This window comes from Idiomarina aminovorans, from assembly GCF_023155095.1.
Lineage (GTDB): Bacteria > Pseudomonadota > Gammaproteobacteria > Enterobacterales > Alteromonadaceae > Idiomarina > Idiomarina aminovorans.
In genome coordinates this window covers 722,217-743,172 of record NZ_JAKNDA010000001.1, presented here as the reverse complement: position 1 = coordinate 743,172, position 20,956 = coordinate 722,217, and the positions used below count along the sequence as shown (strand labels likewise).

At 46.2% G+C, this 20,956-nt stretch carries 21 protein-coding genes; 17 read left to right on the top strand and 4 right to left on the bottom strand.

Annotation, left to right across the window (positions count from 1 at the left end):
• Positions 1 to 4 precede the first annotated feature (4 nt).
• From pspB to L8G48_RS03665, 13 genes are all read left to right on the top strand, one after another.
• Complete coding sequence (pspB, locus tag L8G48_RS03725) at positions 5 to 247, top strand: envelope stress response membrane protein PspB (protein ID WP_248263257.1); 243 nt, start codon at positions 5 to 7, stop codon at positions 245 to 247.
• On the top strand, positions 244 to 627 hold the full coding sequence (gene pspC / locus L8G48_RS03720) for an envelope stress response membrane protein PspC (RefSeq protein WP_248263256.1): 384 nt from the start codon (positions 244 to 246) through the stop codon (positions 625 to 627). The genes pspB and pspC overlap by 4 nt, the downstream gene beginning before the upstream one ends.
• Complete coding sequence (locus L8G48_RS03715; protein ID WP_248263255.1) at positions 624 to 1,997, top strand: YcjX family GTP-binding protein; 1,374 nt, start codon at positions 624 to 626, stop codon at positions 1,995 to 1,997. Before pspC ends, L8G48_RS03715 begins: the two co-directional genes overlap by 4 nt.
• Positions 1,994 to 2,983, top strand: coding sequence for a TIGR01620 family protein (locus L8G48_RS03710; protein ID WP_248263254.1), 990 nt, complete (start codon positions 1,994 to 1,996; stop codon positions 2,981 to 2,983). The genes L8G48_RS03715 and L8G48_RS03710 overlap by 4 nt, the downstream gene beginning before the upstream one ends.
• Positions 2,984 to 3,090: 107 nt before the next feature.
• A complete protein-coding gene (locus tag L8G48_RS03705) occupies positions 3,091 to 4,320 on the top strand; it encodes a trans-sulfuration enzyme family protein (RefSeq protein WP_248263253.1) in 1,230 nt (409 codons plus the stop codon).
• Between the two features lie 59 nt (positions 4,321 to 4,379).
• Positions 4,380 to 5,174 (top strand): phenylalanine 4-monooxygenase, encoded by a 795-nt coding sequence (phhA, locus tag L8G48_RS03700; protein WP_248263252.1) that lies wholly within the window; start codon positions 4,380 to 4,382, stop codon positions 5,172 to 5,174.
• Between the two features lie 19 nt (positions 5,175 to 5,193).
• Entirely contained in the window at positions 5,194 to 5,535 is a 342-nt protein-coding gene (locus L8G48_RS03695) for a 4a-hydroxytetrahydrobiopterin dehydratase (RefSeq protein WP_248263251.1), read from the top strand.
• Between the two features lie 117 nt (positions 5,536 to 5,652).
• Positions 5,653 to 7,233: a transcriptional regulator TyrR gene (tyrR, locus tag L8G48_RS03690; RefSeq protein ID WP_248263250.1), complete on the top strand. Its 1,581-nt coding sequence runs from the start codon at positions 5,653 to 5,655 to the stop codon at positions 7,231 to 7,233.
• A 190-nt stretch (positions 7,234 to 7,423) separates the two neighbouring features.
• A complete protein-coding gene (hppD, locus tag L8G48_RS03685; protein WP_248263249.1) occupies positions 7,424 to 8,497 on the top strand; it encodes a 4-hydroxyphenylpyruvate dioxygenase in 1,074 nt (357 codons plus the stop codon).
• The gene (locus tag L8G48_RS03680) at positions 8,490 to 9,620 is read left to right on the top strand and encodes a homogentisate 1,2-dioxygenase (RefSeq protein WP_248263248.1); all 1,131 of its coding nucleotides are present in this window, start codon (positions 8,490 to 8,492) and stop codon (positions 9,618 to 9,620) included. Before hppD ends, L8G48_RS03680 begins: the two co-directional genes overlap by 8 nt.
• Before the next feature lie 6 nt (positions 9,621 to 9,626).
• The gene (locus L8G48_RS03675) at positions 9,627 to 10,652 is read left to right on the top strand and encodes a fumarylacetoacetate hydrolase family protein (RefSeq protein ID WP_248263247.1); all 1,026 of its coding nucleotides are present in this window, start codon (positions 9,627 to 9,629) and stop codon (positions 10,650 to 10,652) included.
• Positions 10,652 to 11,290: a maleylacetoacetate isomerase gene (maiA, locus tag L8G48_RS03670; RefSeq protein WP_248263333.1), complete on the top strand. Its 639-nt coding sequence runs from the start codon at positions 10,652 to 10,654 to the stop codon at positions 11,288 to 11,290. The genes L8G48_RS03675 and maiA overlap by 1 nt, the downstream gene beginning before the upstream one ends.
• A gap of 30 nt (positions 11,291 to 11,320) precedes the next feature.
• The gene (locus L8G48_RS03665; protein WP_248263246.1) at positions 11,321 to 13,804 is read left to right on the top strand and encodes a S9 family peptidase; all 2,484 of its coding nucleotides are present in this window, start codon (positions 11,321 to 11,323) and stop codon (positions 13,802 to 13,804) included.
• A gap of 3 nt (positions 13,805 to 13,807) precedes the next feature.
• Here the strand turns inward: L8G48_RS03665 and rrtA are convergent, their stop codons facing one another.
• Positions 13,808 to 14,383 carry a rhombosortase gene (rrtA, locus tag L8G48_RS03660; RefSeq protein WP_248263245.1) on the bottom strand — a complete coding sequence of 192 codons (576 nt, stop codon included), beginning with the start codon at positions 14,381 to 14,383 and terminating at the stop codon, positions 13,808 to 13,810.
• A gap of 77 nt (positions 14,384 to 14,460) precedes the next feature.
• Between rrtA and ggt the strand changes: the two genes are divergently transcribed.
• Complete coding sequence (gene ggt / locus L8G48_RS03655) at positions 14,461 to 16,200, top strand: gamma-glutamyltransferase (protein ID WP_248263244.1); 1,740 nt, start codon at positions 14,461 to 14,463, stop codon at positions 16,198 to 16,200.
• 6 nt (positions 16,201 to 16,206) lie between these two features.
• The gene (locus L8G48_RS03650) at positions 16,207 to 16,647 is read left to right on the top strand and encodes a hypothetical protein (protein ID WP_248263243.1); all 441 of its coding nucleotides are present in this window, start codon (positions 16,207 to 16,209) and stop codon (positions 16,645 to 16,647) included.
• 4 nt (positions 16,648 to 16,651) lie between these two features.
• Here the strand turns inward: L8G48_RS03650 and L8G48_RS03645 are convergent, their stop codons facing one another.
• Both L8G48_RS03645 and hspQ read right to left on the bottom strand, forming a co-directional pair.
• Complete coding sequence (locus L8G48_RS03645) at positions 16,652 to 17,020, bottom strand: histidine triad nucleotide-binding protein (protein WP_248263242.1); 369 nt, start codon at positions 17,018 to 17,020, stop codon at positions 16,652 to 16,654.
• A gap of 61 nt (positions 17,021 to 17,081) precedes the next feature.
• Positions 17,082 to 17,393: a heat shock protein HspQ gene (gene hspQ / locus L8G48_RS03640; protein WP_248263241.1), complete on the bottom strand. Its 312-nt coding sequence runs from the start codon at positions 17,391 to 17,393 to the stop codon at positions 17,082 to 17,084.
• Between the two features lie 98 nt (positions 17,394 to 17,491).
• Between hspQ and L8G48_RS03635 the strand changes: the two genes are divergently transcribed.
• Positions 17,492 to 17,794 (top strand): PilZ domain-containing protein, encoded by a 303-nt coding sequence (locus L8G48_RS03635; protein WP_248263240.1) that lies wholly within the window; start codon positions 17,492 to 17,494, stop codon positions 17,792 to 17,794.
• Between the two features lie 11 nt (positions 17,795 to 17,805).
• On the opposite strand, the gene metG is transcribed toward L8G48_RS03635, so the two are convergent.
• Positions 17,806 to 19,839 carry a methionine--tRNA ligase gene (gene metG, locus L8G48_RS03630; RefSeq protein ID WP_248263239.1) on the bottom strand — a complete coding sequence of 678 codons (2,034 nt, stop codon included), beginning with the start codon at positions 19,837 to 19,839 and terminating at the stop codon, positions 17,806 to 17,808.
• Between the two features lie 105 nt (positions 19,840 to 19,944).
• Here metG and apbC point away from each other — a divergent pair, with 105 nt between their 5' ends.
• A complete protein-coding gene (gene apbC, locus L8G48_RS03625) occupies positions 19,945 to 20,931 on the top strand; it encodes an iron-sulfur cluster carrier protein ApbC (RefSeq protein ID WP_248263238.1) in 987 nt (328 codons plus the stop codon).
• The last annotated feature ends 25 nt before the right edge of the window (positions 20,932 to 20,956 follow it).

Below are 20,956 nucleotides of genomic sequence, written 5' to 3'. Positions count from 1 at the left end.
CACAATGGATATGGAAGCAATTTTAGGGATGTTGATGGCGCCTATTATTCTGTTTGTTTTGGTGGTCGCGCCTATCTGGATCATCCTTCATTATCGCAGTAAACGACAAATGAATCAGGGACTGAATCAAGATGAACGGGAGTCTTTGGCGTTACTGGCCGATCAGGCCAAACGGATACGTGAGCGCGTGCAGACACTGGAACGTATTCTGGATGCTGACGATCCGGGCTGGAGGGACAGACAATGAGTGTACAATTTCCAAAGCGGGAACTACGTCGCGACTCAGAACGAGGCAAAATTGCCGGCGTTTGCGCCGGGCTTGGTGACTACCTGAACCTGGAACCCTGGTTGGTTCGGGTGGTATTTTTCACTGGACTCATTTTTTCCAGCGGCTTTTTTTTCGTGCTTTATATGGCTGGGTGGTTAATTTTGGATAAAAAGCCAGCTAATAGTGGTCACCACAACGTTGATGTAAAAACCAAGGTCTGGCAAGGCGGAGAGCCGCCAAGAGAGGCTTTCCGTGATATTAAGCGCGAGTTTGATGAGTTGGAAGAACAGTTGCAATCAATGGAAAAATACGTAACCTCGAACCACTATAATCTTCAACGAGAATTCAATCGTCTGTGAGCCGTTTTCAAAAGCTACAACATCAAACCCGCGATGTTATTCACCGCGGGTTTGATCGCCATATTCGTCTTGCGGTAACGGGGCTCAGTGGTGCCGGTAAAACGGCATTAATTACCGGTATACTGGAGCAACTGCTTTACGCGAATGAAACACAGCAGCTGCCTTATTTTAAAGTAAGACAGCAACAACGGCTGAACGGCTGTCGATTACACACCAGCAGTAACTGGCAGGTGTCACGCTTTGACTACGAAGGATCTATAGACTGTTTAACCGGGGAAACATCAAAGTGGCCGCAGTCCACCCGAGATGTCAGTGAAATACGCGTAGAAATAAAATATCAGCCACGCCGGGGCTTGGCCAGACGCGTTCTTGATACCCGCCGTTTAACGCTGGATTTAATTGATTATCCTGGTGAATGGTTGTTGGACTTACCGTTGTTGCAACTGAGTTACGACCAATGGAGTCGGCAACAACAGCGTTTATTGAAAGCGGAATTGCGGCATAAATTGGCAAGCGCCTGGCTGGATCAAGTTGAAGCTACGGCAAAGGTAGCGTCAGAAGAGAAAGCTGAGCAGCAGTTACGTGACTTAGCTGTTGGTTACCGTTGTTTTTTACGTCAGTGCAGAGAACGCAAGTTACTGATATTGCAGCCGGGCAGAATGGTGTTACCTGGCGAGCTTGAAGGGGCTCCGGCTCTTGAGTTTTTCCCCTGGCCGCTATCAGAGAAAATTCCTGAGGCCTGGGCGAAACGTCTGCAGGAGAAATATCGTTACTATCAGCAGTCTGTTATTGCTCCATTTTATCAAAAATATTTTAAGCATTTTAATCGTCAGCTGGTTTTGGTTGACGTGTTGCAGGCTTTACAAAATGGTGAACATCACTTTGCCGAGTTACAGTTGGCGATTAACGAACTGATGAAGAGTTTCTCTTATGGTAATAACAGCTTACTCAAGCGCTTGCTGTCGCCCGTTATCGATAAAGTAGCTCTGGTTGCCACCAAAGCAGACAATATTGCTCCACAAGATCATCAAAAACTGACTCAGCTGTTGCAATTAATGACACAAAAGCAACGCCAGGAGTTGCAGTTTGACCAAATTCCGCATCAGGTGTTTAGCGTTGCCGGTATTGCGACCAGCCAAATTAAAAAACTGAATGACGGTACCAAGGTACTGGATGGAGTGAATGAGCATCGGGAGTTTGTTCGGGTTGGTGCGCCTGATGTACCGGAAAGGATACCTTCCTCCACAGACTGGCAACGCGGTTATGTTTATCCGAAATTTCAGCCTGATTTTAATTTGCAGGACTCGCCGCTGCCGCATATTAGATTGGATCAGCTACTTGAATACGTATTGGGAGACAAACTGAAGTGACTGATTCGCGTAAGTTAACCTATTATTCTATGGATGAACCGGCGGTTGAAGTTTCAGATAATAAAGAAGCTTCTGAGGTACCCGGGCATGAAACCGATTCTTCGCAACGAACGGCTAGGGTAAAGTCAGGGCGTTGGGGCAAGTGGCTGGTACTTGGTTTGGTTTTTGCCTTATCGGCTGCGGTTATTGAGTCGGTATTGATAGTGGCTGAACGGTTTCAGCAAAACATTTTTTTAGGCAGTTTATGGGCTCTTGGCTTCGGGATAATTGCGCTGGCATTCTTGAGTTTCATGGTGCGCGAAATCTGGCTACTACAAAAGTTAAAAAGGCGCTGGAAGAAACAAGCCGGGGAGCCAAAGCCTGAACAACAATTGAAACTTCTGCAACACCCGGATTTAGAACACCGCTGGCAACAAATAAAGCAACCCTACTGGTCTGCGGATGAAGAGCGTGAACGCTTTGAGGTGGATGTTTTAAGCCGGGTTGATCAGCAGGCCACGCGAGTTATCAGTCGCTGGTCAGCAGAAGCAGCAGCCATGGTAGCGGTTAGCCCATTTGCCTTGCTGGATATGCTGATTTTGGTGTGGCGTAACCAACGCATGATATCGCGCATAGCTGAGCTTTATGGCGTCAAACTCGGCTATTGGGCCAGAGTGCGTTTATGGCGCCAGGTATTTGCGAATATTGTTTATGCCGGACTGAGTGAAGTTGCCGTTGATTTGGGCGCACAGTGGGTGAGTGCTGAATTATTAACCCGTTTATCAACCCGCGCGGGGCAGGGTTTAGGTGCCGGTTTGCTTACTGCGCGGTTAGGCTATCAAGTGATAGAATTGTGCCGACCCATGCCCTTTGAAAAAGTAAAAAAGCCGGGTTATTTAAAACTGCAAAAAGATTTACTGAGCCAATTAAAAAACGTTTTACCTTTTGTCTATAAGTCTCGTCAGGCAAAGGCTAAAGCAGCTACGGAACAAGAAGTGGAAAACTAGCGTTACAGCTCCCCCTAACGTTGACGCAGCGCAAATATTGCTAATGAAGGTAAGCTCGTTGCACTCTGTTACTCGTTAACAAAATTCTGACAAACGAGCAAAATTGTATGTCTTCTGATCGAAAAGCACATAACAAAAACAATTGGCAGTCAGCTACTCAGGTGATTCATGCCGGTTCATTGCATGATGACCCTCATGGTGCGTTAACAACGCCGCTTTATCAGACATCGACGTTTTGTTTTTCTTCTGCTGAGCAGGGGAGTCGCCGTTTTGCCGGCGAAGAAGAGGGCTATATTTACAGCCGTTTAGGGAACCCAACTACCGCAGAGCTTGAGCGCCGTATGGCTACCCTTGAAGGTTATGATGCAGCGGCTGCAGCTGCAACCGGTATGGGAGCTATTGCCGCTGCGACTATGGCCTTTGTGCGAAGTGGTGACCATATTGTAGTGTCCGATGCTATTTATGGCTGTAGTTTTGCGTTATTCAGTGAGCTGTTTGAACGCTTTGGTGTAGAAGCTGACTTTATCGATTTAAATGAAGACGGTCTGCTGGAAAAAACGTTAAGAGAAAATACCCGTCTGGTATTTCTTGAGACCCCGGCTAACCCGCAATTAAAAGTCGTGAATATTGAGAAAATTCATGCGGTAATCGTTGATCGAAATATCCGTCTGGTGGTTGATAATACCTTTATGACACCATTAATGCAGCAGCCCAAACGTCATGGCGCTGATATTGTTGTGCACAGCGCGACTAAATTTCTTAATGGCCATGGTGATGTGGTAGCCGGTATTATTTGCGGTAGTGAAGACGATATAAATACCATTAAAAGTACAACCTTAAAAGACATGGGCGCGACCATCAGTCCGCACGATGCGTGGTTAATACTACGCGGGCTAAAAACGTTGCATGTTCGTATGCAGCGCCACTGTGAAAACGCGGACACGGTTTACCAATTTCTGGCCGGGCGCAGTGATATTAAAACGATCTACTATCCGGGCGCACCGGACCATGAAGCGCAAGCTTTAATGGGTAAGCAGATGAGTCGTCATGGTGCAATTATTGCGTTTGAACTGGAAGGCGATGAAGCAAAAGCGCGTTATTTTTTGAATCAGTTACGCATGATTGCTTTGGCAGTCAGTTTGGGCGATGCTGAAACCTTGATCCAGCATCCGGCCTCAATGACGCACTCTCCCTATACACCTGAAGCAAGAGCTGAAGCCGGAATTTCTGATACTTTAATCCGAGTTGCTGTCGGTTTAGAGGCAGCAGACGATATTGTAGCGGATCTTGAACAAGCGTTGGAAGCGTGTCGCGTGCAGTGGCAGCAATCTGCGTAATTTGAACGAATAATAACAATAACGATCTTACACTAATGAGAAAGTAACAAGGCTGAATTATGGGTAAACAAAGTCAATACGTATCAAAGCAACCGGATGAAAACGGCATTATTCACTGGAGTGACGAAGAAAACCAAATCTGGAAAGACTTGGTCGAGCGTCAACTGGAATGCATACCAGGTAAAGCTTGCGATGAGTATATGAAGGGACTGGAATTACTCGACTTGCCGAAGGACCGCTTGCCACAAATGCATGAAGTCAACGATGTATTGGAACGTGAAACCGGATGGCAGATGGCAGCTGTTCCTGCATTAATTCCGTTTGATGAATTTTTCCGTTTACTGGCAAACAAGCAATTTCCAGTCGCTACTTTTATTCGCACGCAGGAAGAGTTTGATTACTTGCAGGAACCGGATATTTTCCACGAAATATTTGGGCATTGCCCGTTATTAACCAACCCGGCATTTGCACACTTTACGCACCAATACGGTAAATTAGGCTATGCGGCAACGCCAAAAGAACGGGTGTATCTGGCTCGTTTATACTGGTTTACTGTAGAGTTTGGGTTGTTAAAAACCGAAGAGGGCATCCGCATTTATGGCGGCGGCATTTTATCGTCACCTGCGGAAACCGAATATGCTGTTAATAGTGATACGCCAGAGCGGAAACCGCTGAAAGCACTAGATGCACTGCGTACACCTTATCGAATTGATATCATTCAACCTATCTACTACACCATAGAGAGTGTGGACGAACTGTTCCAGATATCCGATATGGATATTATGGCATTGGTTCACGAAGCCATGGAGCTAGGGTTGTTTGAACCGAAATTTCCACCAAAAGATGCAGCTTAAGGCAAAGGAGTATTAAAATATGTCAAACTTGGAAAATGCACGTTGTGAAGCGTGCCATGCTGACGCACCACAAGTCAGCGACGACGAATTAAAAGAATTGATGCGTGAAATCCCGGACTGGACGCCGGTGACAAAAGGTAGCGTTATGATGCTACAGCGCGAGTTTAAGTTTAAGAACTTTAAACAAGCGTTGGCTTTTACCAACCGCGTTGGGGAGATTGCTGAAGAAGAAAAGCATCACCCTGAAATGACTACCGAATGGGGGAAAGTAACAGTCACATGGTGGACTCACGCCATTGATGGTCTGCATAAAAATGACTTTATTATGGCGGCAAAAACTGACGGCGTGCTTGACGCATAACTGGCTTTTTGTCGATGAACACCATAAAACCCCGGTCTGCTGACTGGGGTTTTTGTTTTGTCAGCGATAACAATGGTGTATTATTTGCTTTACATTTAGTTCGAAGCAGTTGGGTTTATGCGACTTGAGATAACGTGTGATGACCGCTTGGGTATCTGTCAGGATGTTCTGCAAATTTTACGAGATCACGAAATTGATTTGCGTGGTATTGAAGTCGATCCTGCCGGTAAAATCTTTCTCAACTTTCCCGAGGTTGCTTTTGACGACTTTCGGCATTTAATGCCTCAAATTCGTCGCATCCCTAATATTATTGATGTTAAAACCATTCCCTACATGCCGTTTGAGCGTGAGCATTACGAGTTCAGTTTGCTATTGAGTACCTTACCGGACCCGGTGTTGTCAATTGACAATAAAGGTTACATTGACATCATTAATGACGCAGGATTCCGCTTGCTGGCTGGACACGAGGACAGTTTAAAAGGTGAACCTTTGATGCATTATGTACATGGTATCTCTTTGCAGCGATGGCTGGATAAAAAACCTCAGGACCCAATTTATGAAGCGGTCACTATTGGTAATTCTGAATATTATGCCCAGCTTTTGCCTATTTGGGTGAATGACGAAGTGGGCAGTACTGCGTTTGCAGGTGCTGTAATGACCTGTAAATCAGAGCCGGTTACGGCAACCTGGCAGAGTCAAAGTAATGAAAAAGCCTTTGAACGCTTATTGACTGACAACAGCACCATGAAACGGGTTATTAAAGATGCGCAACGCATGGCGGAGCTTGATGCACCGCTTTTGATTGAAGGCGAAACCGGTGTTGGAAAAGAACTATTAGCAAAAGCTTGTCACTTAGCCAGTCTGCGTAAAGACAAGCCTTTCTTGGCGATAAATTGTGCAGCACTGCCGGATAATGTTGCTGAAAGCGAATTATTTGGCCACGGAGAAGGGAGCTTAAGCGCACAAAATACTCGTAAAACCGGTGTTCTGGAGCAGTCTGCAGGCGGTACCGTGTTATTAGATTCGGTCAGTGAAATGTCGATTGGCTTGCAGGCAAAATTGCTTCGTTTTCTTGAAGACGGTGTTTTTCGCCGTATTGGCGAAGAGCTCGAAGTCAGTGTGGATGTGCGGGTTATTTGTACGGCACAGGGCAATTTGTATGAACTGGTTGAAAATGGCGAGTTTCGTGAAGATTTGTATTACCGCTTGAATGTGTTGGCGCTTAGTGTCCCTCCGCTGCGTGAGCGGCAAAGCGATATTCTGTTGCTGGCAGAGTATTTTATCGGGCAGGCTTGTAAGAAACTGGGACGCAGTATGGTGAGCTTAAGCCGGGCGGCAAAAGAACGACTAAAGCGTTATCAGTGGCCGGGTAATGTGCGCCAGTTGGAAAACACCATGTTCCGTTCTGTCTCTATGATTGAAGGCTATACTTTGGAGCCAGCGGATATACGCTTACCTGAGTTGAATCAGGAAGATGATCAACTGGCACTGGATATCGACGATATGAGCCTGGATGATGCCGTACGTCGTTTTGAAAGCCATGTTTTACGTCGACTTTACCCAAGCTTTCCGAGCACTCGTCAGTTAGCTAAACGTTTAGAGCTTTCACATACTGCGGTTGCTAATAAACTGCGCGATTATGGTATTGGCAAGCAACGCAAAGGACATATTCGTAAAGCAGAGCGGACAAAAAAATAACTTTGTAACAGAAAATTTACACTTAATAGGGGCTGTACCTTGATTCAAAGCAAGCATGCAGCCTGTATCATTAACTTTACGTTTACATGATAAATTTCACCGTTACCTATCTTCTGTTCAGATTCGCCTTTTACCCACAAGTACCGCTACAGTCATGGTGTTAATAACCGAATAATAAGAGGAAATAACCATGACAGATAAAATGACTAATCCGTTAAATACAGACGGTTTTGAATTTGTCGAATACACCGCTCCAGATCAAAATGGCATTGATGCTTTGAAAGATTTGTTCGACAAGCTCGGTTTTACCGAAGTGGCTAAGCACAAAAGCAAACAAGCCTGGTTATACAAACAAAATGACATTAATTTCATCATTAATGCTGAGCCGGGCGGTCAGGCAGAAGAATTCGCTAAAGATCACGGGCCGAGCGTTTGCGGTATGGCATGGCGGGTTGAAGACGCAGCTCATGCGTTACAGCATTCGCTCGAGAATGGCGCTAAAGCTTTTCCGGCCGATAAAGGTGTTGCGGAGGACGTATCAGCTGTATTTGGTATTGGCGAAAGTGCTCTGTACTTTGTCGATAATTACGAAAACCATGAAATTTATAATCAGCATTTCAATTTTTACGAAAATTGGGAAGCGAAAATGGGCGACCACGCGGCCGGACTTTTTGAAATTGACCACCTGACGCACAACGTATTCCGCGGCAACATGGATACCTGGGCTGGCTTTTATGAGCGTATCGGCAACTTCCGCGAAATTCGTTACTTTGATATTGAAGGCAAGCTAACCGGCTTACTAAGTCGGGCTATGACAGCTCCTTGCGGTAAAATTAAGATTCCAATTAACGAATCTCATGATGAAAAATCGCAAATTGAAGAGTATCTGAAAGAATATAAAGGCGAGGGCATACAGCACATTGCCTTGACCAGTGACAATATTTACAAAACTGTAAAAGACCTTCGCTCTATCGGTATGGATTTCATGGAAACACCAGAAACGTACTACGAGAAAGTGAATGACCGTGTTGAAGGCCATCAGGAAGACTTAGAGGCACTGCGCGAACAACGCATTCTGATTGATGGCGCGCCGACAAAAGATGGTATTTTGCTGCAAATTTTCACGCAAACGGTAATTGGTCCGGTATTCTTTGAAATTATTCAGCGTAAAGGCAATGAAGGTTTCGGCGAAGGCAACTTCAAAGCGTTATTTGAAAGCATTGAAGAAGACCAAATTCGCCGGGGAGTGTTAAGCGATGCGTAAATGGATCAGCTTTCCGAAGCAGGTGGGTAAGTCTTCCCGACAAGCTCACGCTGACTTTCCGGAGCAAGCCATTTATGAACGTGAAGCTGGCCGTAGTGGCTTTTTTGGCCCGGCCACGCATTTTCACCATCAGCATGCTCCGACCGGTTGGTCGGAGTGGCGTGGGCCGTTGCGCCCACGGGCTTTTGACTTTAATAAGCTAGAAGCCATAGCTCCGGGAAATCCCTGGTTAACACCGGATTTACTGCACAACAATAACTGCCGTTTTCGGTTATGGCACTGCCATAGCAAAATGGACTATCTAGTGCGTAACGCCGACGGCGACGATCTGCTTTTTGTGCATGAAGGCAGCGGCCATTTGTATTGTGATTACGGCCATATTCATTTAGTTAAAGGGGACTATTTTCTGATCCCCCGTTCTACGAATTGGCGCCTCGAGCCGGATGAAACCATGCAATTACTGATGATTGAAGCAACCAATGGTTCTTACGGTTTGCCAGAGAAAGGTTTGGTCGGTAACCATGCCATTTTTGACCCCGCTGTACTGGACACGCCAGATATCGATGAGGCGTTCCAGGCGCAATACAGCGAGGATCAATGGCAGGTGTATGTAAAACGTCACCAGCAAGTGTCGGTCATTACCTACCCCTACAATCCGTTGGATGCCATTGGCTGGCACGGTGAACTGGCACCGGTTCGTCTCAATTGGCGCGACATCAGGCCGCTGATGAGCCATCGTTATCATTTACCACCGTCGGCGCACACGACTTTTGTTGCCGAGCGTTTTGTAGTTTGTACGTTTGTACCGCGTCCTATTGAATCGGATCCGGGAGCTTTAAAAGTACCGTTCTACCATAATAACGACGATTACGACGAAGTCTTGTTCTATCACGAAGGAGACTTTTTCAGTCGTGATAATATTGACCGCGGTATGGTAACCTTCCATCCGGCAGGCTTTACTCATGGTCCACACCCGAAAGCGTTTAAAGCCGGGCGTGAACACAAAAAGAAATTCACTGACGAAGTTGCGGTTATGCTTGATACTCGCGATGCCTTACAAGCAAGTGACGAGGCATTAGCGGTTGAAAACCCGGACTACGTTTACAGTTGGCAGGAGAAATAACAACTTATGAAACTCGCCACTTATAGAAATGGTACTCGTGACGGCCAATTAATGGTTGTCAGCAAAAACTTAAGTTTAGCAGTAGCCGTTCCGGCTATCGCTTCCTGTATGCAGGAGCTGCTGGATGACTGGGAAGGCATTGCCCCTAAACTGGAAAAAATCTATCAGCAACTTAATGATAGCGGTATTGATGGCAGCGTTCAGTTTGATGAAGCCTTATGTGAATCACCTTTACCGCGTGCTTATCAGTGGGCCGACGGCAGTGCCTATGTGAACCATGTTGAGTTGGTTCGTCGCGCGCGAGGCGCTGAAATACCAGCCAGCTTTTGGGAAGATCCTTTAATGTATCAGGGCGGTTCGGATGACTTTTTAGCCCCGTATGATGACATTGAAATGGCCAGCCCCGATTGGGGCATCGATTTTGAAGGCGAAGTTGCCATTATTACTGATGATGTGCCCATGGGCGTTGACGCTAAAAGTGCCGGCCAGCATATTAAATTACTGATGTTGGTCAACGATGTGTCATTGCGAGGTTTAATTCCGGGCGAACTGGGTAAAGGCTTTGGCTTTTTCCAGAGTAAGCCATCGTCTTCTTTCTCGCCGGTAGCGGTAACACCGGATGAGCTGGGCGATGCCTGGAAGGCGAATAAAGTCCATTTACCGTTATTGTCAGAATACAACGGCAAGACGTTCGGCAAACCAAACGCTGGTGAAGACATGACCTTTGACTTCAGTCAGTTGGTGGCTCACGCGGCGAAGACTCGTCACTTAGGTGCCGGGGCTGTTATTGGCTCAGGTACAGTGTCTAATAAGCAAGGTACTGACCACGGAACGTCAATTGATGAGGGTGGTGTCGGCTATAGCTGTATTGCTGAAGTTCGTATGATAGAAACCATTCGTGATGGCAAGCCAGCAACTCAGTTTATGCAATTTGGTGATACCATCAAAATGGAAATGAAAGATGACGGCGGCCAGTCAATATTCGGTGCCATTCATCAAAAAGTTGTTCAATACGAAGGTTCAGACAAGTGATGAAACTTTACGGCTACTGGCGCTCAAGCGCCAGTTACCGGGTTCGTACTGCTTTAAATTTAAAGGGCTTATCTTACCAGTATGAACCCGTTCATTTAGTGAAAGATGGCGGGCAACAGCACAGTGAAGCTTATCGTAAGCTTAATCCTGCACGGCTGGTTCCTACGTTTTTAGATGGCGATGTTAAGTTAAATCAGTCATTAGCCATTATTGAATACCTGGAAGAGTGCTATCCGGAAAAACCTTTACTGCCCAACGACCCCGTTGATAAAGCACGAGTCAGAGCATTGTCTTATGACTTAGCCTGTGAGCTGCAACCGGTTACCAATTTAAGAGTATTGCAGTATTTAACCGGTGAGCTCAATTGCAGTGACGAGCAACGCTTAGAATGGATTGCTAACTGGGTTGAGCGAAGCTTCACCGCATTTGAACAGCGGCTGACCGAATATGCAGGTGATTATTGCTACGGTAATTCGGTAACATTGGCGGATATCTGTTTGATACCTCAGGTGTACAATGCGCAGCGCTTTAATTTGAATATATCGCCTTATCCAACATTGGTGGCAGTGTACGAACGTTTGCAAGCGCTTGACGCGGTACAGCAATCACGGCCTGAAAATCAAGCGGATGCACAATAATTCAGGACTCCTAAAAAGGAAAATAATAATATGGTGAAATCACGTCTGGTGATGGCCATTGGGGCGACATTGTTTGTCGCCTCTTGCGCATCGACCTCTCCTCAGAACACAACAGCTACCAACACGCAGAAAAACACAGCAACCTTACAAGCGGACTCTCTTGCCAGCGCGCAAGGAACAGCCGAATTAACCATGGAACAAATCATGGCTGATCCGGACTGGATGGGGCGCTTTCCGGAACGAGCGTTTTGGAGCATGGACGGCGACGATGTTCTTTTTTATCAAAAGCGCGAAGGCAGTGACATTCGTGATTTAATGATGCTGGAAAACGGTGTCGGTGAACCACAAAAAGTCGCCGTAGAAAACCTGCACCAGTATGTTGCCGATGAAAAAGTGCATGCTGCTGATGACACTTTTTTAGCTTATACCTTTGAAGGCAATGTTTTTGTTCGCTTTAATGACGGGACTGTTCGCCAGTTAACTCGTGATGACGCTAAACAACATAATTTACAACCGATGACTAATGGTCGGTTGAGCTACCAGCAGGGCCATAACTTTTTTGTTATCGATGTGAACTCCGGCTTAAGCCGTCAGGTCGCAGCTTTAGCTTTTAAAGACCAGCCTAAAGCAAATGAAGAACCAAAGGATTATTTAGCGCGAGAAGAGCAACAGTTAATTCAGTATGTTCAAAAGCAGCGGAAGGCGTCAGAAGAGCGCTTTGCCGAGCGCTCTGAATTACAAAATCGAAACTCTACCCTTGCGCCAGAGCCGTTTTACTTGCCCGAAAATAAAGAGCTGGTATCGGCGAGTTTGTCACCAAAAGGTGACTTTCTGTTAGTAGCTATCACCGATCCACAAAGCTGGCGTGACGAAGGCGATATTATGCCGAATTACATCAGCGAAGACGGGCGCGTAAAAAGTGAAAATGTCCGGCGCCGTGTGGCCGATGCTAAGCCAGTGGAACATCAGCTGGTACTGTTAAATTTAGCCGACGGCAGTCAGTCGACGCTGACCTACAATACTTTACCGGGTTGGAACGAAGATGTCCTGGCTGAGGTAAAACGTGAAAACTATGAAGCGCGTGGTGAAACTTATAGCTCTGAAGAAAAACCACGTGCAATTACGCTAATGGCTGACTGGGGCTGGGATAACGGCGCTATTCAGTGGAATGCAGAAGGTAGTGAAGTTGCAGTAATGCTGGAAGCCTGGGACAACAAAGATCGTTGGCTGGTCACTGTTGATACCGCCGCTAAAAAGCTGGTTTCACAGGATCGCTTACACGATGATGCGTGGATCAATTATACCCACAATGAATTTGGCTGGTTAAATAGCAGTGAATTGTGGTTTATGTCAGAAGCCGATGGCTATTCTCAGCTGTATGCAAAGAGTATTGAAGGCAATAGGCGGCAACTAACCCAAGGCAGTTATGTTGTCGAATCGGCTAAATTAAATAGTAGCGGCGATTATTTATATTTTCAGGCGAATATCGAACACCCGGGAATATACGAAGTATATCGGGTGAAAACCGATGGTCGTGGTGAACCGGAAACGTTGACCGATCTTGATGGCATGACAGCATTTGCGTTAAATCCAGAAGATAACGAGTTATTATTGACTCATTCAACGCCGCTTATGCCGCCAGAGCTTTACCATAAGGCGGTTGGATCTTCTGACACGGCAAAACGTCTGACTCATACCGTTTCGGAAAAATTCCTGAGCATTGACTGGACTGCGCCTGAATTGGTTGGTGTTGATTCTTCGCACGTTGATGAGCCAATTTATACGCGTATCTATAAGCCTGAAGGTTTTGATGAGAGCAGAGCCAAAGAATACCCGGCGGTTGTGTTCATTCATGGCGCAGGTTATTTGCAGAATGCGCACATGGGGTGGTCAGGCTACTTCCGGGAGTTTATGTTCCATAGCTTGCTGAATAAACACGGTTACGTTGTGGCGGACTTAGACTATCGCGGTTCCAAAGGTTACGGACGTGACTGGCGCACAGCTGTTTACCGTCAAATGGGAACGCCGGAAGTTGAAGATCTGGTCGATGTTGCCGGTTATTTAGAGAGTGACTTAAATGTCGATGGCGACAAACTGGGTACTTATGGTGGTTCTTATGGTGGTTTCCTGACCTTTATGTCGTTGTTTAAAGAGCCCGGATTATTTGAAGCCGGTTCGGCTTTGCGTCCGGTTACCGACTGGGCTCATTACAACACCGGTTACACTTCGAATATTCTGAATCTGCCACAAGATGACGCCATTGCGTATCGTCGCAGTTCACCTATCTACTTTGCGGAAGGCTTAGAAGATGCGTTACTGATCAATTCACCAATGGTTGATGACAATGTTTTCTTTCAGGACAGCGTGCGCCTTGTGCAACGCTTAATAGAGCTGAAGAAAGAAGACTGGGAAACAGCGGTTTATCCGGTGGAGCCGCACGGTTTTCGCCAGCCAGAAAGCTGGCTGAACGAATACCGTCGCATTTTTAAGTTATTTGAAGAAAACCTGAAATAAAGGTTATTTCGATTCACCATCAATAACGGCGTCGCTAATGCGGCGCCGTTCCAATTTATAAAGCGCTAACGAACTGAGCAAGCCTGCGGCATGAATGTAGCTGACATGCTCACCGATAAAATGCGCCGGTTGCCAGCCCACCAACTCAACAACCACTTTTGCGATAAGGGCCGCCAGTATTAACCACATCCACTTTTTACCTGAGCGAATATCCTTAATAAGACAATAAGCCAGCAATCCGTGTAAAACGCCTGATAAACCGACAAAACTCAAATTGACGGGAATGATCCAGAGAGCGACGGATGTTAGGACGCCGCTTATTAATAAAGCGTTTACCAGCCAACGTGTGCTCCAGTATTCCCGCCAAATGAGAACAACAAGTGCCAAACCGATAAAATTAAACAGCGCGTGCCACCAGTCTAAATGAATAAAGTGGGTACTGATTAGTGGCCAACCTTCAGCCATGACATTGCTTGAATTAAAAGTCAGCAGGGGGTGCCATTGAGGCATCAGTTGCAGAAATGCCGAGAGCATCAGAACCAGAATAAGCCCTGCCCAGTATCGATTAAACCTCTCCATTCGGGATCCTTTTCATTGCGTCATTGGTTTGTGCTTCGTATGATAGGGTAAATTGTTCCTAATATGAATGAGGCCTTATGAAGTTCTGGCTACCCACAATAATTGCTGCAGGCGTACTGAGTGCATGCTCTCCTGTTTCAGAACAAGAAGTTCGTGAACCCGAAGCAGCGACCGGATTTTCTGATAAAGCCGCTGTTACCACCAATAAATTTATGGTTGCTGCGGCTAACCCGCATGCGGTTGACGCGGGCTATGAGGTCTTAAAACGCGGTGGTTCGGCCGTTGATGCAGCAATTGCTGTGCAGGCGATGTTGGGGTTAGTTGAACCTCAGTCATCAGGGCCTGGCGGCGGCGCTTTTATTCTGTACTGGGATAACGATGATAAAAAGTTATACAGCGTAGATGCGCGGGAAACCGCCCCGATGGCTGCAACAGAAAAACTTTTTTTAGACGAAAAAGGCAATGCACCTCAGTGGATTGATGCTGTAGTCGGTGGTCGTTCGGTAGGAACTCCGGGCGTGTTACGGGGATTAGAACTGGCGCATAAGCGTTGGGGTAAAGCAGATTGGGAGTCACTTTTTAGTAACGCTATAGCGTTGTCAAAGCAGGGCTTCGAAGTGTCTTCGCGACTGGCTAAGCTGGTTGAAATGGAGATTAACCCCGGGGTCAGGAAAATGCCGGCTGCCAGTAATTACTTCTTCCCTGATGGCGAGCCGCTTCAGGCGGGAAGCCTGCTAAAGAATCCGGAATATGCAAAAAGCCTGAGCTTAATTGCGGAGCAAGGTGCGGATGCTTTATACACCGGTGAATTGGCAGATAAAATTGTCAATGCCGTGCAAAACAGCGCTATTGAACCAGGAGTATTAAGCCTTAAAGATTTAAGTCAGTACCAGGCGAAGTTGCGCAAGCCCGTCTGTAATGGTTATCGCGAATATCAAGTGTGTGGTATGGGTCCTCCGAGCTCTGGTGGTATTACTACCTTGCAAACCTTAGGTATATTAGAAAACTTTGATTTAAGTGAGCTTGAACCAAATTCAGAACAGTTTGCCCATCTATTCAGCCAGGCGTCACGATTGGCTTACGCCGACAGGAACCAATGGATAGCAGACCCTGACTTTGTCGGCATACCGGTTGAAGCCATGCTGAAAAAAGCGTATTTATCGAGTCGGGCAAACGAAATTTCTGATAACGACATGGGTAAAGCCCAGCCCGGTATTCAGTTACAACCAGAGTATGAACAAGATATTGCTTATGAGCTGCCGAATACCAGCCATGTTTCCATTGTCGATGCTGACGGTAACGTATTGTCTATGACAACCAGTATTGAAATGGGCTTTGGTTCGACTGTTATGGTTGGCGGTTTTCTGCTTAATAATCAGCTGACCGATTTTTCTCTGGCGCCGGGTAATGGTAAGGAAAAATTTGCTAACAGAGTAGAGCCGGGAAAACGGCCTCGTAGCTCAATGGCTCCGGCTATTGTACTGAATGAAAGTGGCGAACAGGTTCTGCACGCAGTGGGCTCTCCCGGTGGTAGCCGTATTATTAATTATGTGACCCAGACGCTGATTGGTTTGCTGGACTGGAACCTTAACGTGCAAGAAGCGATTAACCTTGGTCATGTGACCAACAGAAACGATTATACGTCGCTGGAAAAGGGTCGGGAAATAAGTGAACTTAAAGTTAAACTGGAAAAGCGAGGGCATGAGGTAAAAGTTATCAATTTAAACAGTGGTTTACACGGAGTAAGTATCAATCCTGACGGCATCTTAATTGGTGGCGCTGACCCACGTCGTGAAGGCGTGGCAAAAGGAGAATAAAGGATTATGGTAATAGTAAGGATGTTTTTGTTGGTTTTGGTGGCGGCAGCTGTTTCAGCCTGTGGCAGTGAAGATCCGACTGACTTTTCAAACGCAAAGCCTGCTGAGATTGTCACTAGTTTTTACAATGCTGTGTACGAACAAGATGACTTAGACAAAGCCAAACAACTCTCTTCAACCCGAATGGCTAATTTAATTACGCATTATGGTGCAGTCAGTCAGGTACAACGCTATGTTCTTGGACGTTATTTTGACACGGTTGAAATTGAAGTAGCCAGTGATTCCCTGACTGACTACTTAAACAATTCGAATGAATTACGGGCGACGGTTATTTTCGAAGGAACTTACAACGGAGATAACATTAAGGACCGCCGCGACGTGGTACTTATTCAGCAGGACGGTCGCTGGGTTGTCGATAAAATTCTTGATGCCAGGTACCGCCCTTAATTATTCAGACTTGTTTTAATTTATCCGTATAAGGTGGCCAACCGAGCTTTTTACCAGCCAATACGTGCAGGTGAATGTGATACACGCTCTGGCCACCGTATTCGTTACAGTTCATAACCAACCGATAGCCGTCCTCAGCAAAGTTATGTTCAACGGCTAATTTAGCCGCTATTACATACAAGTGACCGACCAAAGCTGCGTTGTCTTCGTTAATATCGTTTGCCGTTGCAATGGGGTCTTTGGGAATAACCAAACAGTGGAACGGGGCTTGCGGATTAATGTCTTTAAACGCCAGCGCCTGGTCATCCTCGTAGATAATCTCTGCGGGAATATCACGGTTTATAATTTTGGTGAAAATTGTTTCTTCTGCCATTTTCGATCCCTCATTGTATGGTTCTATTCTATGGTAACCATAGTAACGGGTATCGGCAAATTTAGTTAAGATTCTCTGACAGCTTATATTGACTGGCTGACTTTCCTGAAAACAGCAAGTCGATCATAGGGTGCTGAATTTCTTGTTCTGAAAAGTCGGCTTCTAAACTGCTTTCACTGACATAAGTCTGAATGGACGAGTTATTGACGAGAATATGGTACCAAGGCTGGTCTTTCGCCGGCTTAGAGGTTGCCATTTTGTCGTACCAACTGTCAGACAATGTGAAGCAGGGGTCAGCATCAATAATTACACCACGATAACCGTAAAGACTGTGAGTAATAAGTTGACCTATTGAAAATTTAGCTTCTACCATGACGACGGTTCCTTGTTATCCGATACTGTTTTTTTATCGGCCAAGACGTGCTAAAACTGAAGTAATATTTACACTTTATAAGAAAAATAGAGGGCAACATGCTGGAATCGCCAGAAAATCGACACTTTATGCGAATGGCTGTTAATGCGGAGGTAAAAGTTACTCTGAAAAGTGATAAGGGTAAACAGCAATTGGCCGGTGTGTGCCAGGACTTAAGCGCAGAAGGCGTTTCGTTGCAGTTGCCTGAACGTTTAGAGACAGGCGATAAGCTGTTTGTCGAAATTCTCTCGTCGGGTTCAGTTGCACCGTTAAAAATAGACGCTGAAGTCGTTCACAGTCAGCGACTGGACGACAACAGCGGAAATTCTATTTTAGGCTGTCGTATTATTTCAATGGACTGACAGCCTGGCCATTACATAATTCGCATGCCCGGTTTTGCTCCGTCGTGTGGGTTCAGAATATAAATTTCATCTTTACCCGGGCCCGCCGCAAGCACCATGCCCTCGGATAACCCAAAGCGCATTTTACGAGGAGCTAAGTTTGCCACCATAACGGTTAACTGACCTTTTAAGGTTTCAGGGTCATAGGCTGATTTTATACCAGCAAATACCTGACGGGTCTGACCACCAATATCTAGTGTCAGTTTCAGTAATTTATCTGCACCTTCAACATGCTCTGCATTAGCAATCAGAGCGACCCGTAAGTCGACTTTAGCAAAGTCATCAAAGTTGATTTGCTCTGCAATGGGCTCTTTTTTCAATTCATCATTGGCTTCGACAGCAGGGGCTTGTGAAGCTTGTTCTTCTTTTGAAGCGTCAATCATGGCGTTTACATCATCCATTTCAACACGCTGCATCAGCGCTTTGAATTTGTTGATTGGGTGATTGGTTAGAGCGGTTTTATGGCTTTCCCAGGTAAAGGTGTCGTTCAGAAAGTGCTGCACTTCTTCGGTCAGCTTAGGTACGACCGGCGCTAAATACACCATTAAAGTCCGGAACAGGTTGATACCCAGTGAGCAAATTTCATGGACTTCCTGTTCACTGCCTTCTTGCTTTATTAACTGCCACGGTTCTTTATCGGCAATGTATTGGTTTGCCCTATCAGCCAACGCCATAATGTCGCGCGTAGCCCGGGAGAACTCACGTTTCTCATAAAGCTCGGCGATATTATCACCAGCTAACTGAAAGTCCTCCAATAAAGCGGAGTCTGCGATATTAGCTGAAAGTTTGCCATCGAATTTTTTCTGAATAAAACCGGCGCAACGGCTGGCAATATTAATGACTTTACCAACAAGATCAGAATTTACTCGCTGAGCAAAATCCGTCAGGTTCAAGTCCAGATCGTCGATGCGGCTGGTCAACTTAGCCGCAAAATAATAACGCAGATATTCTGGGTCAAGATGCTCAAGATAGGTACGAGCTTTAATGAATGTCCCTTTGGACTTGGACATTTTAGTACCATTCACCGTAATAAACCCGTGTGCCCAAACATTGGTCGGCTGGCGGAAGTTTGCGCCTTTTAACATGGCAGGCCAGAACAAACTGTGAAAGTAGATAATATCCTTACCAATAAAATGATAAAGTTCAGCTTCACTATTGCCTTGCCAGTATGTATCCCAGTCGGCTTTTCCGGTGGTCTCGCAATAGTTTTTAAAGCTACTCATATAACCGATTGGAGCATCCAGCCAGACATAAAAATATTTGTTTTCAGCGCCAGGAATTTTAAAGCCAAAATAAGGCGCGTCGCGAGAAATATCCCAGCGCTGCAAGCCTTGCTCAAACCATTCGTTAAGCTTGTTTGCCATTTCATTTTGTAATGACCCCGAACGAGTCCAGCTTTTGAGCATGTCGCCAAATGCCGGCAGGTCAAAGAAATAATGTTCTGACTCCCGCAATTCCGGTTCAGCGCCAGAGACGACCGACCTTGGATTTTTTAGATCGGTAGGCGCATAAGTTGCACCACAAACGTCACAGTTGTCGCCGTATTGGTCTTCTGCGCCACAATCCGGACACTCGCCTTTAACGAAGCGGTCCGGCAGAAACATTTCTTTTTGCGGGTCGTAAAGTTGTTCGATAACTTTGGTTTTAATGTGTCCGGCTTTATCAAGACGCGTGTATATTGTCTCAGCCAGCTCTTTGTTCTCGTCACTGTGGGTGCTGTAATAGTGGTCAAAACCCACTAAAAAGTCGCTGAAGTCGGCTTCGTGTGACTGCTGCATGTCGCCAATCATTTGCTCCGGTGTTATGCCCAGCTGTTGGGCTTTCAGCATAATGGGCGTGCCGTGAGCGTCGTCGGCGCAAACGAAGTGGCATTCGTTACCACGCAGCTTTTGAAAGCGTACCCATATATCGGCTTGAATGTAACCGAGCATATGACCGATATGGATAGGACCATTAGCGTATGGTAATGCGTTAGTAACCAGTATTTTACGTGCGGATTGGCTCATGCGAAAATCTGCTTCCGTTTGGTTGATAAATTGGATCTAAATCCCAAAGTTTTATGTGGGCCATGTTAGCATAGGTGTTGGCTGATACACAGATCCCAGAGGTTGATGATGACAGATTTTACTCACGCCTTATTGCCCCATGGCATTCCCGATGACTGGGTAACAGGTTCCGGTAAACAACGAGTACTAAACTTGCCATTCACGGCGGGTGAAAGCCTGCTTGAAGCTATTCGGAAGGATGCTGAACTAGGGCAGTTTGATTGGCAGCTTAATTGTCAGGTTAAAAAGTTAAAAAATTCTCAGCCCGAATTGCCGCTAACGACCGGTAACGTGATTGTGGTTTCGTCCGGAAAAGGCGGCGTCGGTAAGTCTTCGGTGAGTGTCAATTTAGCCTTAGCGCTGTCTCAGTCAGGAGCCCGGGCCGGATTACTCGATGCGGACATTTACGGGCCGTCTATTCCGACCATGCTGGGTGGCAGCGATTTGCCAATGGAGCTGACCAAAAACAATAAAATGCAGCCTTTACAGCGCCATGGGCTTTATGTGCACTCGCTCGGTTATTTAGTCGACGATAACGACGCAACCATATGGCGGGGACCCATGGCCAGTGGCGCTTTGCAGCAACTTTATAACGACACGGCCTGGCCGGCTCTGGACTACCTTATTGTTGATATGCCGCCCGGCACCGGCGATATTCAACTGACCATGGCACAAAAGCTACCAGTTACCGGCGCAGTGGTTGTTACCACACCACAAACCGTGGCGCTTAAGGACGCAGAAAAAGGTGTTGCCATGTTTGAAAAACTGAATATTCCGCTGGTTGGTATATTGGAGAACATGAGCTATTACCAGTGTCCATCCTGTGGGTATGAGGATTCAGTTTTTGGTAAGAACGGTGGCGCTGTTATGGCAGCAGAGCATAACTTGCCGTTACTCGGCCAATGGCCTTTAAACAGCGAGTTACGCGAAAGCCTCGATGGTGATACGCCGCTGTTATTAGCGCAGCCACAACACCCGTTAAGTCAGCTGATTTTAAATTCAGCGCAACAGGTTGCTGCAAACCTTTATTATCAGCAGAAAAATTCGTTATAGTACGGACAAATGACAACACGGAGAT